The sequence below is a fragment of the Bacteroides helcogenes P 36-108 genome (genome assembly GCF_000186225.1).
In the GTDB taxonomy this organism is placed as follows: Bacteria; Bacteroidota; Bacteroidia; order Bacteroidales; family Bacteroidaceae; genus Bacteroides; species Bacteroides helcogenes.
Genome location: NC_014933.1, coordinates 963,690 through 980,579 on the forward strand (window position 1 = coordinate 963,690; position 16,890 = coordinate 980,579).

General features: G+C 45.7%; 16 protein-coding genes. 9 read left to right on the forward strand and 7 right to left on the reverse strand.

Annotated elements, in window-relative coordinates:
- Window positions 1-15 precede the first annotated feature (15 nt).
- The 4 genes from BACHE_RS03645 to BACHE_RS03660 are packed head-to-tail and all read right to left on the reverse strand — an operon-like array spanning window position 16 to window position 4,660.
- Entirely contained in the window at window positions 16-996 is a 981-nt protein-coding gene (locus BACHE_RS03645; RefSeq protein WP_013546356.1) for a FimB/Mfa2 family fimbrial subunit, read from the reverse strand.
- A gap of 18 nt (window positions 997-1,014) precedes the next feature.
- Window positions 1,015-2,604: an Mfa1 family fimbria major subunit gene (locus tag BACHE_RS03650; RefSeq protein WP_013546357.1), complete on the reverse strand. Its 1,590-nt coding sequence runs from the start codon at window positions 2,602-2,604 to the stop codon at window positions 1,015-1,017.
- Between the two features lie 9 nt (window positions 2,605-2,613).
- Window positions 2,614-4,065: a DUF3868 domain-containing protein gene (locus BACHE_RS03655; RefSeq protein WP_013546358.1), complete on the reverse strand. Its 1,452-nt coding sequence runs from the start codon at window positions 4,063-4,065 to the stop codon at window positions 2,614-2,616.
- A 13-nt stretch (window positions 4,066-4,078) separates the two neighbouring features.
- Window positions 4,079-4,660: a DUF3575 domain-containing protein gene (locus tag BACHE_RS03660; protein ID WP_013546359.1), complete on the reverse strand. Its 582-nt coding sequence runs from the start codon at window positions 4,658-4,660 to the stop codon at window positions 4,079-4,081.
- 411 nt (window positions 4,661-5,071) lie between these two features.
- On the opposite strand from BACHE_RS03660, the gene BACHE_RS03665 reads away from it, so the two are divergent.
- The gene (locus tag BACHE_RS03665; protein ID WP_041579170.1) at window positions 5,072-5,602 is read left to right on the forward strand and encodes a helix-turn-helix transcriptional regulator; all 531 of its coding nucleotides are present in this window, start codon (window positions 5,072-5,074) and stop codon (window positions 5,600-5,602) included.
- A gap of 31 nt (window positions 5,603-5,633) precedes the next feature.
- Here BACHE_RS03665 and nadB read toward each other — a convergent pair whose 3' ends face one another.
- Window positions 5,634-7,205, reverse strand: coding sequence for an L-aspartate oxidase (gene nadB, locus BACHE_RS03670; protein ID WP_013546360.1), 1,572 nt, complete (start codon window positions 7,203-7,205; stop codon window positions 5,634-5,636).
- Between the two features lie 110 nt (window positions 7,206-7,315).
- Between nadB and BACHE_RS03675 the strand changes: the two genes are divergently transcribed.
- Together BACHE_RS03675 and BACHE_RS03680 are read left to right on the forward strand one after the other, a co-directional pair.
- Window positions 7,316-7,711: a PH domain-containing protein gene (locus BACHE_RS03675; RefSeq protein ID WP_013546361.1), complete on the forward strand. Its 396-nt coding sequence runs from the start codon at window positions 7,316-7,318 to the stop codon at window positions 7,709-7,711.
- Window positions 7,712-7,985: 274 nt separating this feature from the next.
- A complete protein-coding gene (locus BACHE_RS03680) occupies window positions 7,986-8,741 on the forward strand; it encodes a LytR/AlgR family response regulator transcription factor (RefSeq protein ID WP_013546362.1) in 756 nt (251 codons plus the stop codon).
- Window positions 8,742-8,764: 23 nt separating this feature from the next.
- On the opposite strand, the gene bamG is transcribed toward BACHE_RS03680, so the two are convergent.
- Window positions 8,765-9,985 carry a BamG family beta-barrel-assembly machinery protein gene (gene bamG / locus BACHE_RS03685; RefSeq protein WP_041579172.1) on the reverse strand — a complete coding sequence of 407 codons (1,221 nt, stop codon included), beginning with the start codon at window positions 9,983-9,985 and terminating at the stop codon, window positions 8,765-8,767.
- A gap of 14 nt (window positions 9,986-9,999) precedes the next feature.
- Window positions 10,000-11,316, reverse strand: coding sequence for a DUF4270 family protein (locus BACHE_RS03690; protein ID WP_013546364.1), 1,317 nt, complete (start codon window positions 11,314-11,316; stop codon window positions 10,000-10,002).
- A gap of 204 nt (window positions 11,317-11,520) precedes the next feature.
- Between BACHE_RS03690 and BACHE_RS03695 the strand changes: the two genes are divergently transcribed.
- From BACHE_RS03695 to BACHE_RS03715, 6 genes are all read left to right on the forward strand, one after another.
- Entirely contained in the window at window positions 11,521-12,600 is a 1,080-nt protein-coding gene (locus tag BACHE_RS03695; RefSeq protein WP_013546365.1) for a Kelch repeat-containing protein, read from the forward strand.
- Between the two features lie 2 nt (window positions 12,601-12,602).
- The gene (locus BACHE_RS03700) at window positions 12,603-12,929 is read left to right on the forward strand and encodes a DUF4907 domain-containing protein (RefSeq protein WP_245530913.1); all 327 of its coding nucleotides are present in this window, start codon (window positions 12,603-12,605) and stop codon (window positions 12,927-12,929) included.
- A gap of 251 nt (window positions 12,930-13,180) precedes the next feature.
- Window positions 13,181-13,480 carry an NVEALA domain-containing protein gene (locus tag BACHE_RS16835; RefSeq protein ID WP_013546367.1) on the forward strand — a complete coding sequence of 100 codons (300 nt, stop codon included), beginning with the start codon at window positions 13,181-13,183 and terminating at the stop codon, window positions 13,478-13,480.
- Between the two features lie 34 nt (window positions 13,481-13,514).
- Entirely contained in the window at window positions 13,515-14,660 is a 1,146-nt protein-coding gene (locus tag BACHE_RS03705; RefSeq protein WP_187289290.1) for a 6-bladed beta-propeller, read from the forward strand.
- Between the two features lie 9 nt (window positions 14,661-14,669).
- Entirely contained in the window at window positions 14,670-15,278 is a 609-nt protein-coding gene (locus tag BACHE_RS03710; RefSeq protein ID WP_013546369.1) for a hypothetical protein, read from the forward strand.
- Between the two features lie 95 nt (window positions 15,279-15,373).
- Window positions 15,374-16,807 (forward strand): hypothetical protein, encoded by a 1,434-nt coding sequence (locus BACHE_RS03715; RefSeq protein ID WP_013546370.1) that lies wholly within the window; start codon window positions 15,374-15,376, stop codon window positions 16,805-16,807.
- Window positions 16,808-16,890 lie beyond the last annotated feature (83 nt).

The following is a 16,890-nucleotide window of genomic DNA, read 5'->3' on the forward strand; positions in this document are numbered from 1 at the left end:
TTTCTTTAGTTTGGTTTATTGATAGTCCATGTCATCCATGCGGATGGTCCATCCGTTGATGATGATTTGTACCTTGATCCAACGATAGTCGGGATCGAGGAAGAAGATGAACGAATATTCGTCCTGACGGTCCAGATACTCTTGTGCGGAGATGGGTTTGCCTTCCATGCCGGTATAGAGCAGATAGTCCACAAGAGGGATGTCAATGACAGTGGTCAGCGACTCGTTGTTCACTATCTTCAGCCGGGCTTTGCTGTCTGCCATCAGGCGTGAGAGGCTGAACTGTCCGTAAGCGATGTTTCCGGTTCCCGTGGCATCTGTCACTGCATAGTTGCCCGTGAGGTAAGGATTATACACAGTGTTGCTTCCTTGGGTGATGAGTGAGTTGTCCCATGCGAATGCGGTGTTGTCGTCTTCTATCGTCATGGTGAACTTGCTTGCGTCCATTTCTCCGCCTTCCACTTGCTGAAGCATTACTTTCAGGGTGTTGGTGTCTTTCACCAGTGAGATGAGGTGCTCCTGATACCCTCCGGTGACGGTGAACGAACGGCTGAGGCCGTGCCACAGCGGGTGCAGTTCCGTTGCAGAGGTTTCTCTGCTGCCGGTCATTGCCACTTGCAGGTCGGCAGGTGTGGACTTGCCCGTTTGCAGGTCGGTGGCCTTGAAGGACTCACCGTCGAGTCCTCCGTAGGCAACCAATGTATATTTTCCCGGCTTCACTTGCAGGGACATGTAGTAGTCAGAGGTCTTCAGGGCGGCTCCTTCTTCGGTGAGCGAGGTCACATAGTGATTGTCGCTGTCGAATACGTAGAGCGTCACCCGGTTCACTTCGTTGGCAAAGGCATCTGCCCACTTCATGTTATAGTCATATTTAAAACGGATATGGCATCCTACAGGACAGCCATCCCGGTCATCAAAGACTGTAGAACAGGATGTGAATAGACACACAGCCACCAGTAGCAGCCAAGTAAATTGTTTCCGTTTTAAGAAATTCATATCTCAGTATTTACAAAATTACATATCAATTGCATCCTTGCGGATAGTCCACTTCAATATCCTTACAGATACGTTCAGAACAGGGTCGGTATCATCCATCTCTGTGTTGGCATCGGTGCTGGGAGTAACGCCCGGTTTACCCGGATTCGCAGGGTCATAGCCCGGAGTAGTCGGGTCGCTGGGGTCAGTGGGGAAATTGGGATCAGCCGGGTCAATTGGTTGGTCGGGGTCGATGGTAGTGTTCTTGTCCGGATCTTTAGGGTCTGTGCTGGAGTCTGTCCCTTCTTGATCTTTGGGAGCGGTGATGTCTTCGTAAGTACCCTTGCCAATGCCGGCTACGGAGTTGATGCTCAACTTATAGACATTGTTGCGCACTACGGCGAACTCCATGATGTCGTTGTTTGCAGAACTCTTGACGTGTCTTATCTTGTAGGGATAGTAGCAGATACCGCCGTTATATACCGTCACGCCTTTTTCTGCCAAAGTCTGAGCTTCAGTATAGCTGTAGTTGGAGTTGGCGCTTCCTTTTACATAGGTCTTTTCGGTGATGCCGGTCAAATTGACGCCTGCACTCCGTAAAGCAGTGAAGCTGTCATATACCTTGCCCAGATACTTGTACAAGTGCTTTGCTGTTTTATCATTCTTGTCAGCATAGTATCTTGCTTTGAAGTAGATGGCGGTTGAGTTTCCCAATTGTTGTTGGGCTGCTGTCATGGTATTCTCCAAACAGTAGAAAGTGCCATTACTGAAAGCCTTGTAGCCATTGCGGATGTCAAGATTGCTAAAGTTGGCGGCTGCATTGTTCGGCGTGTTGTTGTCGAAGTTAGGGTCAACAATGTAATCATTGGTTGTATTGATACCGTTTGCCGTCAGCTTCTTGATGGGGAAATAAGACTTGTTGAGGGTCACTTCCTTAAAGGCGATGAATTCTATTGCCGCATTTGCATCGGCTGTTACGCTCATGTCTGTGGCGGGAGTAGTAATCATGACCTTGGCTAAACTACGCTCAACGTTGATGGTCAGCTCGGTAGGATTCATTGATGTGCCGTTCACGTTGACATACACACTGCCGTCGGCATAGAAGTCGCCATTGTTGGCGGGCGTGGCGGGAGAGGATGTTGTCAGCGCATTGGTCATAATGAAGCCGTTGTCTTTCAAGCCGGACGCTGATTCGTAGCGAACGGCGTTCAGTGTGGTCAGTGTTGCTGTTATAGTATTGCCGGTTGCTGTATAGGCGGCCAACGGGTTTACGATGGCAACGGCCTTATATTCACCTGTTTTTACCTGCCATTTCTTGGTAGTATAAACGTCACCGCTGTATGTCAGTTCGGCTATGGGGAATTCTTTGGAATCTTTTAGAGTACCGCTGTTGTCATATAGCAATACAAGAATGCTTTTCACTGTATTCTCGTCGGTTGTACCTTCTTCTTCACCCTCTGTGCCGGGGTCCATGGCTTTTGTGTTGGTTGCGTCGGGCAGTGCGATGCTCAGAGAGATAAAGGCATCTCCTCCTTCTGCGATACCGTTGTTTGTCAGAGTTTCGTCCTCATTGGAACAAGCTCCCATCGCCATTGCGATAATGGCGAATGCAAAATTCTTCAATTTCATAAGATTTGTTTATTGATTATTTAGCGAGATAGTAATTTCTTTTAAGTTCTTTGCTGCCGCCTCGGAACCGCGGTTTGCGGCTGCCTCAAACTCTCCTTTGGCATCCTGAATCTTTCCTTCCAGATAGTGCAGCACGGCGCGGTTGTTTTGAGTTTCGGGGGCATTGGCGTCGCTGCGTGACAGGTATTTGGCCGCCGCCTTCAGGTCTCGTTTGCGTAGGGCTGTGGATGCGGCGTTCAGGTTGGCTGCGGCATCGTCGGGGAACATGCGCACGGCTGTCTCGAAGGTTTCGTTATATTCGTCGCTGCCCGGTTCGTAGGTCTGGGCTATGGCGTAGAACTCTTGCAGGCTGAGTTGCTGCGGGCGGTTCTTCAGCACCTCTTTTGCCTCTGCCACGCTGAAGGGTTTCACTTCGTAGGCAACCTCGTATTCCGAACGGCGCAGAGCCGGAAAACAACTGTCCACCAACGTGCGGAACAGCTTTCCGCTGTTCAGTTTGCGCAACAGGGCTTCTTGGCTGTCGGCATCCTTTCCGTTGTCCATCAGTTGCAGGGCTTCTTCCTTCTCGTCGGCGGTGGATGTGGCGATGAAGTTCCTCATGCCTTCTGTGTCTTCGGGAGTCGATGTTACACTGAAGATGTCTTCGGCAAAGTCATACTGCTTCAGCACATATAGCTTCAGCGCTTCCGCCCGTCCCTTGGCAAGACGTTCGTTGTTGGCGTAAGTGCCTTCGGGCGAGGCATATCCGTGGATGTCGATGTGGGTAATCTTCACGTTGGCATCGTTCTTCACCTTATCTATGGTTTCTTTGATGGACTGTAGCTCGCGCGGGTTGTTGCGATAGTCGGGCAAGATGTTGGTCTTGTTTACGGGGAAGTCCAGAAAAGCCTTTCCGCTTTCCGCACGGTTCTTCACAGCCTCGGCATTAGGCACGATGTAGGCCACTGTGGGCAGCCAGTCGGCAGCATTGTTCAGGGGCAGGTTGCCCATGTTTGCCACAGATACGGCAGTGTTCTCTTCCGGATTGCCTCCGCAGCCGCATATATCCACGTAGAGCACCATTTGCGCATTCTGCATCCACGGCTGATAAGCTATTTCCTGCTTGTAGCTCACGCTCTGCACCGTGCCGTTCTTGCGGCGCACTTCGGTATAAGCTGTCTTGTTGGGATTGCGCTGGTACAAGATGTGTTTGTTCCGTCCGTTCACTATGACTTCGGGCATCACCTTGCGGTTTTCGCCATCCTCTATGGTGGGATAGATTATCATGGTGCGCTCGGCTTCCATCTTCACGTCTGTAAGGTCGATGCCTGTGGATACCACCAAGTTGTCACCGCGACGGTAGATGTCGGATGAAGTTATCTCAAATTTCTTCAGATTGCTGTTTTGGGCCAGTGCTTCGGCACTCAGGCCTATCGCCAGAGAACATGTTGCGGCCATCAGCCTTAATTGGTATATTTTCATTGCTGTGATTGAATTAGAACTGATAAATGATATTGACTACCGCTTTCGTGGGGCTGAAGAAGTTCTTTTTGCCTTCGCCTATTTTGTCACCGCAGGTGGGGCATTGGTAGATGTCATACCAGGCATGGTTGAAGCCTGCGCCTATCTCGCCTTCGAGTGCCCAATGCCTGCTCAGGGGGTATTGATAACCGTAACTGATGCCTCCTCCCCATAGCTTGCCCTCGTAGCGGTTGTCTTGTATGGAGGAGAACAGGCCGAACGGAAGCTTGTAGCCGCCTTCGTTGAAGGCTCCCCAGTGTCCGTGCAGTCCGAAGAAAGAGCCGCTGCCGCGTGTGCATAGCCAATAGCGGACACCCGGCTGGATTAGCAGATGCTTCTTTGTCTTGTTGCCGTCGTAGCTGAAAGGGGCATAGGCTACCAGACCGTCGAATGACCATTTCTTTGCAAGTCCCACTTCGATTCCCAAGTCGGGGGTCAGTGTACCAAAATCATAAATCAGATTGGTTTTGATTGACACATCCTGTGCCTTTGTTCCCATAGCGATAAGAAGCAGGCATATCAGAAGCCCGGCTTCTTTGACTTTTCTCTTTGTCATAACTATTTATTAGTAGTATTGGTTCGTATTTTGAGTGATTAATATTCACTTTTTCCTCTGCATGCAATAAAGAAATAAGAGATTTGTAGTTCTATTAGTTGATTATTGTGTTTGCAAAGTTGCAGAAATATTGATATATTCGTGCATATTTGTGATATACAAAACAATATACAATAATTAATTTATTTATTCATAGAGACATACAAAGGAATGAAAAATTATTGTAGTATATGTTAAGAGGGTATAAGCAGCAGCTATAAGTAGAAAAAGCATTCCAAAAGGTGAAAAAAAAGGATTAAACGGATTTGTATATTGTCTTTTTTTGAGGTCTATATTGTATGTGGGTGCTTTGTGGTTATCGAAAAAAGAAGCGGGATACAGAGAATGGAAAAGGAATGAAAATACGATAAAATGTTAAAAGAAATTCAATTAGAAAACCTTTGTGCCATTGGCGGTGCTATACTGATGTTGGCGTTTTATATGCTGTATGTGGCAATCAGGAGACGCCAGGCCCTCTTGCAGATAAAGCAGAATAGGCAGGAAATACGGTCACTTCTTTTGCGGCAGCAAGAACTTGAAGAACGAAACAGATGGCTGACGGATAAGACTGTAAGGTTAGAGGCGGAACTGAATCTGCAATCCGTTCGTCAGCTTACCACAAGCAATCTGCTGAACAAAGAAGACGAAAACGTATTCAGGCAATCTTTTGCCATATTGCATCCTTTTTTCTTGCCGAAACTGAGGAATGAATACCCTCGGCTGACACGCAACGAAGAATTGTTTGCCATGCTTGTATGTATGGGACAGAGCACGGATGAGATAGCTCTGGTGCTGGGCATCAACCGCAGCAGTGTGAATGTGCTCCGTTCACGGATGCGCCGGAACATGGGGCTGCTGAAAGAAGACCTGCTGGACGAAAAAATAAAGCAATACCTGCCATGAGGGCGGGTATTGCTTTACGGGGACGGTATCTCTATTTTCCGGCGTGCGGATAATCTATTGTGTAGTGCAGTCCGCGGCTTTCCTTGCGTTCCATGGCTTGGCGGGTGATCAGATATCCCACGTTGATCATGTTGCGCAGTTCGCACAGTTCGCGGGTGGCTTTACTGCTTTTAAATAACTTCTCTGTCTCTTCATAAAGGATATCCAGACGGTTCCAGGCACGTGTCAGGCGAGTATTGCTGCGCACAATGCCCACGTAGGCTTCCATGATCTGGTTCACTTCCTTCATGCTTTGAGTGATTAATACACGTTCTTCGTTGGAAATTGTGCCTTCATCGTTCCATTCGGGAATATCCTCGTTGAAATCGTAACGCTCCAATACGCTCAAGGCATGTTTGGCGGCGGCGTCGGCATAGACCACGGCTTCAATCAGTGAATTGGAGGCCAGTCGGTTGCCGCCGTGCAGCCCTGTGCACGAACATTCACCGATGGCATACAGGCGCCGGATGCTGGATTGTCCGTCCAAATCCACCTTGATGCCGCCGCAAAGGTAGTGGGCGGCAGGTGCTACCGGAATATACTCTTTCGTGATGTCAATGCCTATGCTGAGGCATTTCTTATATATGTTGGGGAAGTGCTTCTTGGTTTCCTCCGCGTCTTTGTGCGTCACGTCCAGAAAGACATGGTCTTCACCGCGTTGCTTCATCTCGTTGTCGATGGCGCGTGCCACGATGTCACGCGGGGCAAGCGAGAGGCGGGAGTCGTATTTCTGCATGAATTCTTTTCCGTCCTTCGTGCGGAGCACGCCGCCATATCCTCGCATGGCCTCGGTGATGAGGAAAGCGGGACGGTCGCCCGGATGATAGAGGGCGGTGGGGTGAAACTGTATGAACTCCATGTCCTTTACGGCGCCTTTGGCACGATACACCATGGCAATGCCGTCACCCGTGGCCACAAGCGGATTGGTGGTGTGGCGGTAAACGGCCTCACAGCCACCCGTAGCCATGATGGTGGCTTTGGAGAGGAATGTGTCCACTTCACCGGTATCTTCGTTCAGCACGTATGCGCCATAGCATTTGATGCCGGGTGTGTAGCGTGTCACGATAATGCCCAAGTGGTGCTGCGTGATGATTTCCACCGCATAGTGGTTGGTAAGTACGGTGATGTTGGGATGCTGCTTCACGGCTTCGATAAGGCTGATCTGTATCTCTGCGCCGGTATTGTCCTTGTGGTGCAGGATGCGGAATTCGGAATGGCCGCCTTCCTTGTGCAAGTCAAATTCCCCGTTGTCTTTCTTGTCGAAGTTTACTCCCCATTTCACCAGTTCGCCAATCTGCTGGGGAGCGTTGCGCACTACTTTCTCCACTGCCTCACGGTCACTGATCCAATCACCCGCAATCATGGTGTCTTCAATATGCTTTTCAAAGTTATCTACCGCCAGATTGGTGACCGAAGCGATGCCGCCTTGCGCAAAATAAGTATTGGCTTCTTCGAGCCCTGCCTTGCAGATGAGGGCCACTGTCCCTTTATGCGCCACTTTCAGCGCAAAGCTCATACCGGCAAGTCCGGAGCCGATAACGAGGAAATCGAACTTTCTTATCATAAGATATATGGTGTTAATCGTTGCAAAACTACAAAATAAGTACATTCCTTGTGCTTCCGGCAGGTATTAATTCATAAAAATACCTACCTTAGCAGCAAAAACCTGACAAAATGAATAGAATTTTCCATGCCCGTATTGCTGCCGGACAATATTTGTTTATCTGTCTGGCAGGAACCATCACAGCCTATTCCCTTTGGGAAAAGCATATCTTGATGGCTGTCGTGTTCATGCTCTTGCTGGTAGTCAGCATCGAGAAGTTGATTCATACCACCTATACCGTTACCCCGGACGGGAGGCTGCTCTTGTTTTTCGGCCGCTTCATGCGTGGCAGGGAGATACTGCTGAAAGATGTCACGGGTGTGGAGTGTGCCTCATCCATGCGCTTCGGCCGTTTTGCCGTAATGCGCTATTTGCTCATAAGGTATGGTGAGGGTAAATGTGAGGTGGTGCTCCCGGTGAAGGAAGACGAATTTGTGCGGCTGTTGCAAGAGCGTTGTCGGCAATAGGTCTTGTGAATCCGACAAAAAGAACAATTCTTCCTTCTCCTTACTTTCTCCCTATCTTCTCCGTACCAGCTCCGTACCTACTCCTTACCTTCTCCTTATCCGCTCCTTGTATTCTCCCTCTCTATAGACAGGGAGAAGGTACGGAGCAGGTAGGGGCGAAAAGGGGAAAAGGAACAGTCTTGATGCGGAATTATTAAGAAATATTAATAGCCCTTCCCTCTTTTGCAGTTTTTTGGGAAGGGCTTCGTCTATCTTGTAAAACAAAGGAATGACGATGAACTTGAATTGTGCCATTTTGCATGCGGATGCGGCGGTAGCCGGACAGATAGAAGAATACATAGGTAAAGTGCCTTTCCTCACCTTGCGCGGAAAATTCGGTGATCCTCTTGAAGCGCTGAAAGGTTATTATGAGGAGAAAGTGGAGATTTATTTTGTCGGCATATATCCGGTAGAAGAAGGCGGGATTACCGGAATGGATTTTTGCAGGCTGCTTTCTTCGCCCACCCGTGTGGTGTTCATTGCAGGTACGGAGTGCCATGCCGCCGAGTGTTTCCGTCTGGATGCTCTGGATTATCTGACAGGCGAAGCCAACTTCTCCACCTTCTTTCAAGCCGTCAGCAAAGCGGCACGCTGGTTTGCCCTGCAAGAGCCCGGCGCTTCGGCAACAGGGCAATGCCGGGCTTTTCCGGAGAGACAAGAGCCGCAGAGAGTGGTTTACGTGAGGGCCGAAAGTTGCATCATGAGGCTTGAACTGGAGCAGATCAATTACATAGAGGGATTGGGAGATTACGTCAAAGTGTTTTGCAAAGGGGTTACCAAGCCTATTCTGAGCTTATGCAGCATGAAGTATATGGAGGAGAAACTTCCTTCCGACGAATTTATCCGTGTACACCGTTCTTTCATAGTCCGTAAGGATTGCATCAATGCCATCAGTCGCAGTTCGGTGATGATAGAGAAAAAAGATGTGCCTATCGGAGATGCTTACCGTGAAAGGGTGAAGCATTACGTGTCGAGGCTGGCGGTGCTGTGACCGCACCGCCTCCTGTCATAGTGTCATTTCAGTTTCATTCTCGACAGCCTTTCTCCGAATGTTAGATTCAGATTTAGGCTGAACCGGCTTTCTTGCATCAGGTTGCTCTGCGAATTTATTTGTTTCCGCCATGTGGCGCCCAGTGAAAGATACGAATAGCGTATGGGGAAGCTTGCGCCTATGCTGGCTTCCATGTATTGCATCTTTCCTCCTTTCAGGTTGATATATGAGTTTCCGAAACCTATCCCTCCCATCAGTTCCGTGGATCGGGGAAGGCGCGGGCTGGTGATGTAGCTTCCGCCGAGGTTCACTTTGTGCTGGTTTTCATACTTCATGGAAGTGTATGAGGAAGAATTGCGGCTCCAGTCCAGATAATTGTAGTCAGCGGTCAGTATCCAGCGCTGCGTGTTCATGCTGAGTCCGGCGCCAAGGTGCATGGGCAGGTATTGCGTGCGGCTGTGGTAATTCTTGTCAACGCTTTCGCTGGTGGAGGAGTTGCTGTAAGTAAGTGTATTATCGTGATGAATCTTGAACGAGGGGGCAAATACGGCTCCTGCTGTCCACTTCCGCTTTCCGGCGCTGAATTCGTAATGCAATCCGAAGTCGGCGTAGAAAGCTCTTTTGAAGGATTCATATTCCACCACGGCGTTTTCTTGCGTTTCACTTTGTGTCACGGTTCCTGTAATCATGCCTAAGTTCACTCCGACGGACAGATGCCTGTTGAGGACAAAAGCGTTGGTGAGGTAGCAGCGGTATAGTCCGCCTGTTCCCTCAAACAGCGAATAAGTATAGTTGCCGGGTATGCCCTCTACTTCTTCCTCGGTCTGGATGACGTAGCCCACGCTGCTGTATGGTGCTGCCCCTATGACGGCATACCAGCGCGGCAGGACACGGAACCCCATGCTGATGCGGTTGGGATTTCCGGTGAAGGCGGTGCTGTGTTCGCTCAGGAAAGAATAGCGGGCATAGGAGGCAGATGCGCCTACGTCGAATATGAAGCAGGTACTGTCCATACGGGTGATGGCTGCCGGATTAAGCGTATTCTGAAATCCGATGCGATTCAGGGCGATGCCCACATTGCCCATGCCGGCATAGCGTCCGCCGTCTCCGGGGGAGAGTTCGCCCACGCCGTACATGGAAGTGGGCAGGCTGGTGGCATTTTGGGCAGTTACAGGCAGGGAAGCTGCGGAGAAGGCTGCCGCAGAAAGAATCGCCACAGAGAAGTTGCGCGGTAGCTTGGGCATAGAATGGAAGTGTCTCATTTCTCGTTGTATATTTTAAATCTTACATCTAATCGGCATTGTCTTTCCTGGGTGGGATCGTTGGCAAAAATCACTTGCTTGAAGGTGTTGGTACTCTCCTCGTCGCTGAGGCTCATCAGCAGCTTCTGCCGTTTGGTTCCCCATGTGCCGAAATTGTTGCGGGCAAATTCGGTGAGGTCGAAGGAGTAGTAGGTCTCTTTGCCATACATCTCGTCTTTGGTCAGGTTTCCGGTCTGCACCGTCACTCCGTCGCTGCCATATACGTAGTCTTCCAGCACGTTGTTTTCGTTGGTGATGTATAGGCGTATATCATTGGGAAGCTGATTGTTGTCGTAGCTTTTGAACTTAGGATAGAGGTATAGCGTGGCGCTCTCTATGGAGACTATTTCGCCTTTGCTTTTCAGGTCGTTCAGAAAGGGAAATTCCAGTTGGTTGTAGAATCCCGTCATTCCCTGCATATAGGCAAGGTTACCTGTGGCGGTGGAGTGGACGAGGTTTTCTATCCCGCTTTCTATGGATGCGAGGGGAGTGTCGGTGCGGTCGTGGGTGATGCCTGTGTAAGCATAGTTGGTGTTGACGCTGAAGGTCAATACTTGTTCGGTGCGCTGTTCCGCCACTTCCTTGTAATAGAGGTTGAGGCTCATGGCAGAATCGTTCACCATGAATCCGGTGATGCATTGCCCGTCGGTTTCGGGTACAAAGGCGAGTCCGGGGAATTTCTTCTTGAACTTGTCCTGGCTGTCAAAGTATTCGTCTTGTGCCACAAGGTCATTCAGCAGTTCCTGTCCCCATGAGTCGGACAGGCGTATGGTCACTTCCTTTTTCCGGCCGGGGCGGGGAGTGAACGTAAAGCTGAAGAGAGGAGTGTCTTCCAGTTGCCGCTTGGTTGTGCTGTAAAGCCCTTCATCATCGTCCAGTATGATGGGGTACTTCAGTTTATACACTGAGATGCGCTGCTGCGTCAGGGTGTCTCCCCAAAAGTGTCCGGAGGGTGTCATCCGCAGCACAAGCGAGTCGAGGGTATAGGTGTAGTCTTCGTTGGGGGTGAAGCTGTTGGTGGAATATTCGGCATAGTAGGCGGCGGTCACTTCGCCCCACGAACTGTCCTTGATGTGTCCCAACTGACAGATGCTGTCGCCCCTGGTGGATATGGAGTCCAGCAGAATGGTGCTGATGTCCACCGAACAGGTATCTACATATATATTGTAGAAGGAACTTTCCACCAAGCTCTGTCCGAGCGCCGAATTTTCGTCCTGACAGGAGCAGAAGATGGCGGAGAGCATAAACAAGCCGTATAATAACTTCTTCTTCATCGTCTTTTCTTTTTTTTAATTCGGGCGCAAAGGAAGATGAAACTTCGTTATCTTCCTATTAAAATCGGCAGTCTGCCCGTTTTTATCGGTAAAGCCGTTTAACGGGAAATTCAAGCCGTTCGTCGGTTATTTTTGTAGGTGTGGTTCGGGCGGTTTACTTTTGCGGCTAAAAATTAGTAATCTAAAACAAGTTCTGAAGAAAAGATGAATAGACTATTATTAGGGATGGCTCTGCTGGTTGCCTTGTGCCTGGCCGGCAGTTGCACGGAGGACGACGAATACACGCAGGGACAATGGATGAAGAAGGCGAGCTACAATGGCATATACCGCGGTTACGCTTCCAGCTTTACCATCGGTGACAAGGGCTATCTGTGTTGCGGATTTTATGGAGCCAACAAGAATTATCTGAATGACCTTTGGGAATATGACATGAGCGCCAACACTTGGACGCAGTGTGCAGACATGCCTACCGTGGGGCGCAAGGGCGGTGTAGGCTTTGCCGTAAACGGCAAGGGCTATATCACTACCGGTTCTGTGAAGGACGGAGGATCGTCTTATTGTGTGGCGGACACGTGGGAGTATGATCCTGCCGCGGATGCCTGGACACAGAAGGATAACTTCAAGGGTGGTGTGCGCGACGGTGCATTGGCTTTCACCATCAACGGTCATGGTTATGTGGGCACGGGGCGCAACAATGACGCTACCGGCAACGAGAGCGCTTATAAGATGGACTTCTACCGCTTTGATCCGGATGCCGCCGAAGGGTCGCAATGGACGGCTGTAAGCGGATATGCAGGTGAGAAAAGGTATTATGCCACAGCCTTTGTCATCAATAATGTGGCATATATCTGTTGCGGAAAGAACAACAGTATCGACTTGGTGGATTTTTGGAAGTTCGACGGAAGCACTTGGACGCAGTTGCGCGACATTGCAAATACCGACTCGGACAACGACTATGACGATGACTATGCCATCACACGTTCGGGGGCCGTGTCTTTCGTCATCAACGGCAAGGGCTATGTGGCCACCGGAAGTCGCAGCGGCACGCTGAGCAGCAACTACTGGATGTACGATCCGGCTGCCGACTTGTGGTATGGTGATTCCGACGACGATTTCACTCCGCTTACCAATGTGCATAATTATCCTTCGGGCGCTTCCTCGCGTGAGGCTGCCGTTTCCTTCTCCAACGGGGAGCGTGGCTTTGTACTGACGGGACAGAGCAGTTCCAGCTACTTTGATGATGTTTACGAGCTTCTGCCTGATGAACAAGAGGATGCGAATTAAATATGGAAATGAAAACTAAAGTGTTTTATAAGCGTTTGTTTATTATGATTGGCGTGCTGTCCGTAGTGACGGCATGCCTTTTTTTCACACTTCGCCGTCCGGTGCTGCACTGTGAGGGTATGCGGGTGCAGGGTGGATACGGATATGTGGTGCTTCATGGGCGTGATACGCTGATTCTTCAGCCTTATATGCCGGCAGTGGGCGGAGGCATGCCTTTTGCTACGGAAAAAGAAGCATTGAAGGCAGGCCGGCTTGTTTGCCGCAAGCTCTCCGAGGGGCAGCCGCCCACGTTGAGCAGGGAGGAGGTGGAGGCTTGCATATCACGGTGATTGTCTCATCTTGTTCATTGATTTCGGATTCTTTCTGAAGCAGAAATCCTTTTTCACTCGCCACACAAATCACTATGTTCCTTGTAATAGAACAATATCCCCAAGAAGAACTCTCAAAGCAATGCTGATTAGGATTTAATCAGCATTATAGGCATAGAAAGAGTTAAATATAGTCAATATATTATGTCGAGAAGTAAGGGTGTCATATTTTATCTCTATATTTGTTATATAAAATATTAAATTTTACTTTTATGAAAAATACACTAAAAATCACCTTGCTAATCGTATGTGTTTCTTTTGCGGGTTATAATATTGCCAAAACACAAGAAAGCGTACCGTTTTTTGATACGAATTTAGCTAATATAGAAGTTCTGGGAGATGAAGAATCATTAGGATGTGGAGGAGTTGCTACATGGGTTCCTAATTCATATTTAGGTAGCAGCAATTGTTGGAATGGAGGAACACACAAAAAATGTAAGTCTATGAATCGTGTGTGCTGTAATCCGGCAGAACAGACAGATTGTAAAGGGGTTGTATCGCTTGGACTCTGAATGGATGATTATGGTGAGATCGATATTTTGCTTGATGTCTACCTTATTTATAGTAGGTGCATGTACTCAGCATCCTAATCATGTGGAAAATGATTATATGACGGTTCAGCTTCCATTGGCTAATAAGGAAAATAAACTGAATCTTTCCGAGGTAGCTGACTCCATAAATTATGTCATATTGGAAACGAATGCAGACTGTTTAATAGGAACTGTTGATAAAATATTAGTAACGGATAATGGTAATTTCTTGATAGTGGATAAAGAAATATCATCTTCCGTTTATCTATATGATAAGGATGGGCGTTTCTTGAGAAAAATTGGAGAAGCAGGAATGGGGAAGGGAGAATATACCGTGATTGAGGATGTTGTCTGCTATCATAATTGGATTTATATTTGGGATAGTTCTGCAAAGAAGGTTTTGAAATTTGCGGAGAATGGAGCGTTTTTAGATTCTTGTCCATTTGAATATTCTGCTTATTCAATTTGTTGTCTTGGTGAAGATAAGTTGGCTTTTTGTTGTGACTATACTCCTAATCGTAGTTTATATTCCAATCATCAATATCCAAGCCTTATTTTTCTTGATATGAAAAAAAATAAGGTGAAGTCTGCTCTTTTTTTTGATTCTGATATATCTTGTCGAGCTTATCTTTCAACTTTAAATAATTTATGTAACAATCACCTCTATCTTCCCTTGAATGACACGATTTACAACATTACATCATCTGGCATTGGGAAAAAGATGGTTTTGCAATATGCAGAGCATTATGTAAAAAACAGGAATGCTTATATAGACCGTTCCAAGTCAGAACGGTTGTCTGCAGATGATGCCAGTAAATCTTTTGTAGAGGATATGTTTCCTCATTTGATTACTTATTTTGCTTGTGATGAGGTAAATGTACTTTTTATGCGAATGAATAAATTTCTTTATTATGGATTTTACTATCCGAAATCGGGAGTATATAAAGAATGTTCATCAAAGAATGGTTTTCCTATCGTCAATGATATTGATAGCATAGCTGTTTTTTCGCCTCGATATTCTAAAGGAAACATTATTTATGGTACTGCGGAGCCTTCTCAACTTATTGAGAGAAAGTCTTCAAATCCATCTTTGTCGCAGAGTATAAAAGAATTAGCAGAAGATTCTAACCCTGTTGTTGTTAAAATATTCATGAAAGAATAAGTGAAATCTATGTATGCTAAAATTAGTAAATACCTTGTCTATATAGCAATCGTCGTAGTTATTGTTGTATCAGAAATTAATTATTATAAATTGAAAGGTATTCTGGATAGCAATAAAGGTGTTATTGAAATGGTAGGCATGGAACGTGATTTACTGTTTGATAACATAATGTTGCATTATACCTATAATGAAACAAAGTTATTCGATGTTGAAGTCGTCAATGAAGATGATAGTCAACAGAAATTATCAGAACTATTTAATGATGATTATAAATTAGTATTTAGGTTTTCTTATCTCCACTGTTCATCATGCATAAGTTCAATCTTTGAGGAATTGATAAAATTGAGTAATGATATACCTAAAGATCGATTTTTAATAATAGGAAGTTATGAAAATAAAAGAGCTTTTCTATCTTTCAAAAAGAATCATAAGATATCTTATCCAATGTACTTTGTCAAAGAAGGAACTGATAAAAATAAAATTTTGGAGGCAGAAAATATGCCTTATTTCTGCTTATTGAATCATGATTTAGTTGTACAAGATTTATTTATTCCATTGAAAGAAATCCCACTATATTTGAAAAGGTATTTAAAGGTGATAGAGAGAAAATATTTTTAATTGGCATATCAAAGAGAGCGTTTCGTTAGAAATATAAGATTGATTTATGCTCACCTTCAAATGTGATTGGTATTTACCTTTTTTAGTGAAATGTTATGAATGTTATTTTTCTTCTCCTTTTTCTTTTTTTCTTTTCTAATTGTAATAATAGTCGCATAAATTGTGTTCTCAAATGTGCAGGAGAAAATGCTTTAGAGTTAGAAAAAGTTTTAATTCACTATCAAGATAGTAGCTTGAAATTGGAGGCTGCTAAATTTTTGATAGAAAATATGATGGAAAAAAGTAGTATTGAATACTTTTTTATAGATTCGCTTCAAAGACAAGTTTCTTTAGATACGTTATCATTTAAAGATATGTCTCTATTTGAAGCTTATTTAAGGAGAGGACATTTTGTTCAGAAAAAAACATTACCTGATGTGCAGTGTATCACAGCAGATTATTTGATTGAAAATATAGATTTGGCATTTGAGGCTCGCAAAAGGTATCCTTGGTGCGCGCAGTTATCGTTTTCTGAATTTTGCAGAAAAGTTCTTCCCTATCGTATAGGGCAGGAACCATTGGATAGATGGCGGAGTAAGTACTTTAAACAATACAGGCAGTTAGCAGATTCTTTAGCTGCACATAAAGTGCAAATGGAAGATGTTGTATTTTGGATAAATAAATTATCCAATAAAAAATATATTCATGAAATGTCGTGTTATTCTGGGAATATGTCTGTTGATGTTATTGAACATTATGGAGGAGGTACTTGTACTGATTTAGCTTTGAATGCGGTACAGGTCATGAGGTCTATTGGTATTCCACTTAATTTGGATATTATACCTTATCATGGAAAAGTGAATGGAGGGCATGCTTACAATAGTTTTATTGATTCTAAAGGGCGGTTTACTTATTTTTCCCCTTATGAAAGAAGACCTGAGAGAAAAAAATGGATAGCACCTTTGGTACAACGAGTTAATTATGAATATAATCAAATGAATATTCCTCAAAGGCAATGGAATAAACTCCTAACGAGTCCAACTCTTGAAAATGTAACATCGCAATACTTTCATGTTACTGATATAAAAGTTCCAGCTACGTATTTGGCGACATTTAATAGAGGGCATTTTAACATTATAGCTCAATCAACTGTGCATAATGGAGAAACAGTTTTCTCTCAGATAACTTGTGGGCTTCTCTATTTCCCATTTAACGAAAAAAATGGGAAATTAGTAGCAACTTCTAATCCTTTTATTCTGAATGGATTTGGAGAGGTATGCTATATTACGATAAAAGAAGAGCCAATACAGATAATTAATATTGGTCTTTATGATGTAAAAAGGAAAATAAAATTAGAGAATTCTGTATATAAATTATATTATTGGAATAATGATTGGATAAAGATTTCAGAAGCTCTTCCCAAAGATTCGGTTACCATAAATTTTGGGGAAATAGATAGAAAAGGCTTATTTCTTATTAGGGGAAAGAACTTTATGGAAAAAATGCAGCGCCCTTTTATTGTTGGCGATAAAGGTGTGGAATTTTATTGACACTATCAGAAAAACTTCTGAAAGAATAGAATGTGAACTTATTTATTTCGTCAAAAAGTTAATGTTATGCCTTTTTCATGGAT

Coding starts and splice junctions, on each gene's coding strand:
- BACHE_RS03645 (WP_013546356.1), bottom strand. CDS start 996: ATGAATTTCTTAAAACGGAAACAATTTACTTGGCTGCTACTGGTGGCT.
- BACHE_RS03650 (WP_013546357.1), bottom strand. CDS start 2,604: ATGAAATTGAAGAATTTTGCATTCGCCATTATCGCAATGGCGATGGGA.
- BACHE_RS03655 (WP_013546358.1), bottom strand. CDS start 4,065: ATGAAAATATACCAATTAAGGCTGATGGCCGCAACATGTTCTCTGGCG.
- BACHE_RS03660 (WP_013546359.1), bottom strand. CDS start 4,660: ATGACAAAGAGAAAAGTCAAAGAAGCCGGGCTTCTGATATGCCTGCTT.
- BACHE_RS03665 (WP_041579170.1), top strand. CDS start 5,072: ATGTTAAAAGAAATTCAATTAGAAAACCTTTGTGCCATTGGCGGTGCT.
- nadB (WP_013546360.1), bottom strand. CDS start 7,205: ATGATAAGAAAGTTCGATTTCCTCGTTATCGGCTCCGGACTTGCCGGT.
- BACHE_RS03675 (WP_013546361.1), top strand. CDS start 7,316: ATGAATAGAATTTTCCATGCCCGTATTGCTGCCGGACAATATTTGTTT.
- BACHE_RS03680 (WP_013546362.1), top strand. CDS start 7,986: ATGAACTTGAATTGTGCCATTTTGCATGCGGATGCGGCGGTAGCCGGA.
- bamG (WP_041579172.1), bottom strand. CDS start 9,985: ATGCCCAAGCTACCGCGCAACTTCTCTGTGGCGATTCTTTCTGCGGCA.
- BACHE_RS03690 (WP_013546364.1), bottom strand. CDS start 11,316: ATGAAGAAGAAGTTATTATACGGCTTGTTTATGCTCTCCGCCATCTTC.
- BACHE_RS03695 (WP_013546365.1), top strand. CDS start 11,521: ATGAATAGACTATTATTAGGGATGGCTCTGCTGGTTGCCTTGTGCCTG.
- BACHE_RS03700 (WP_245530913.1), top strand. CDS start 12,603: ATGGAAATGAAAACTAAAGTGTTTTATAAGCGTTTGTTTATTATGATT.
- BACHE_RS16835 (WP_013546367.1), top strand. CDS start 13,181: ATGAAAAATACACTAAAAATCACCTTGCTAATCGTATGTGTTTCTTTT.
- BACHE_RS03705 (WP_187289290.1), top strand. CDS start 13,515: ATGTCTACCTTATTTATAGTAGGTGCATGTACTCAGCATCCTAATCAT.
- BACHE_RS03710 (WP_013546369.1), top strand. CDS start 14,670: ATGTATGCTAAAATTAGTAAATACCTTGTCTATATAGCAATCGTCGTA.
- BACHE_RS03715 (WP_013546370.1), top strand. CDS start 15,374: ATGAATGTTATTTTTCTTCTCCTTTTTCTTTTTTTCTTTTCTAATTGT.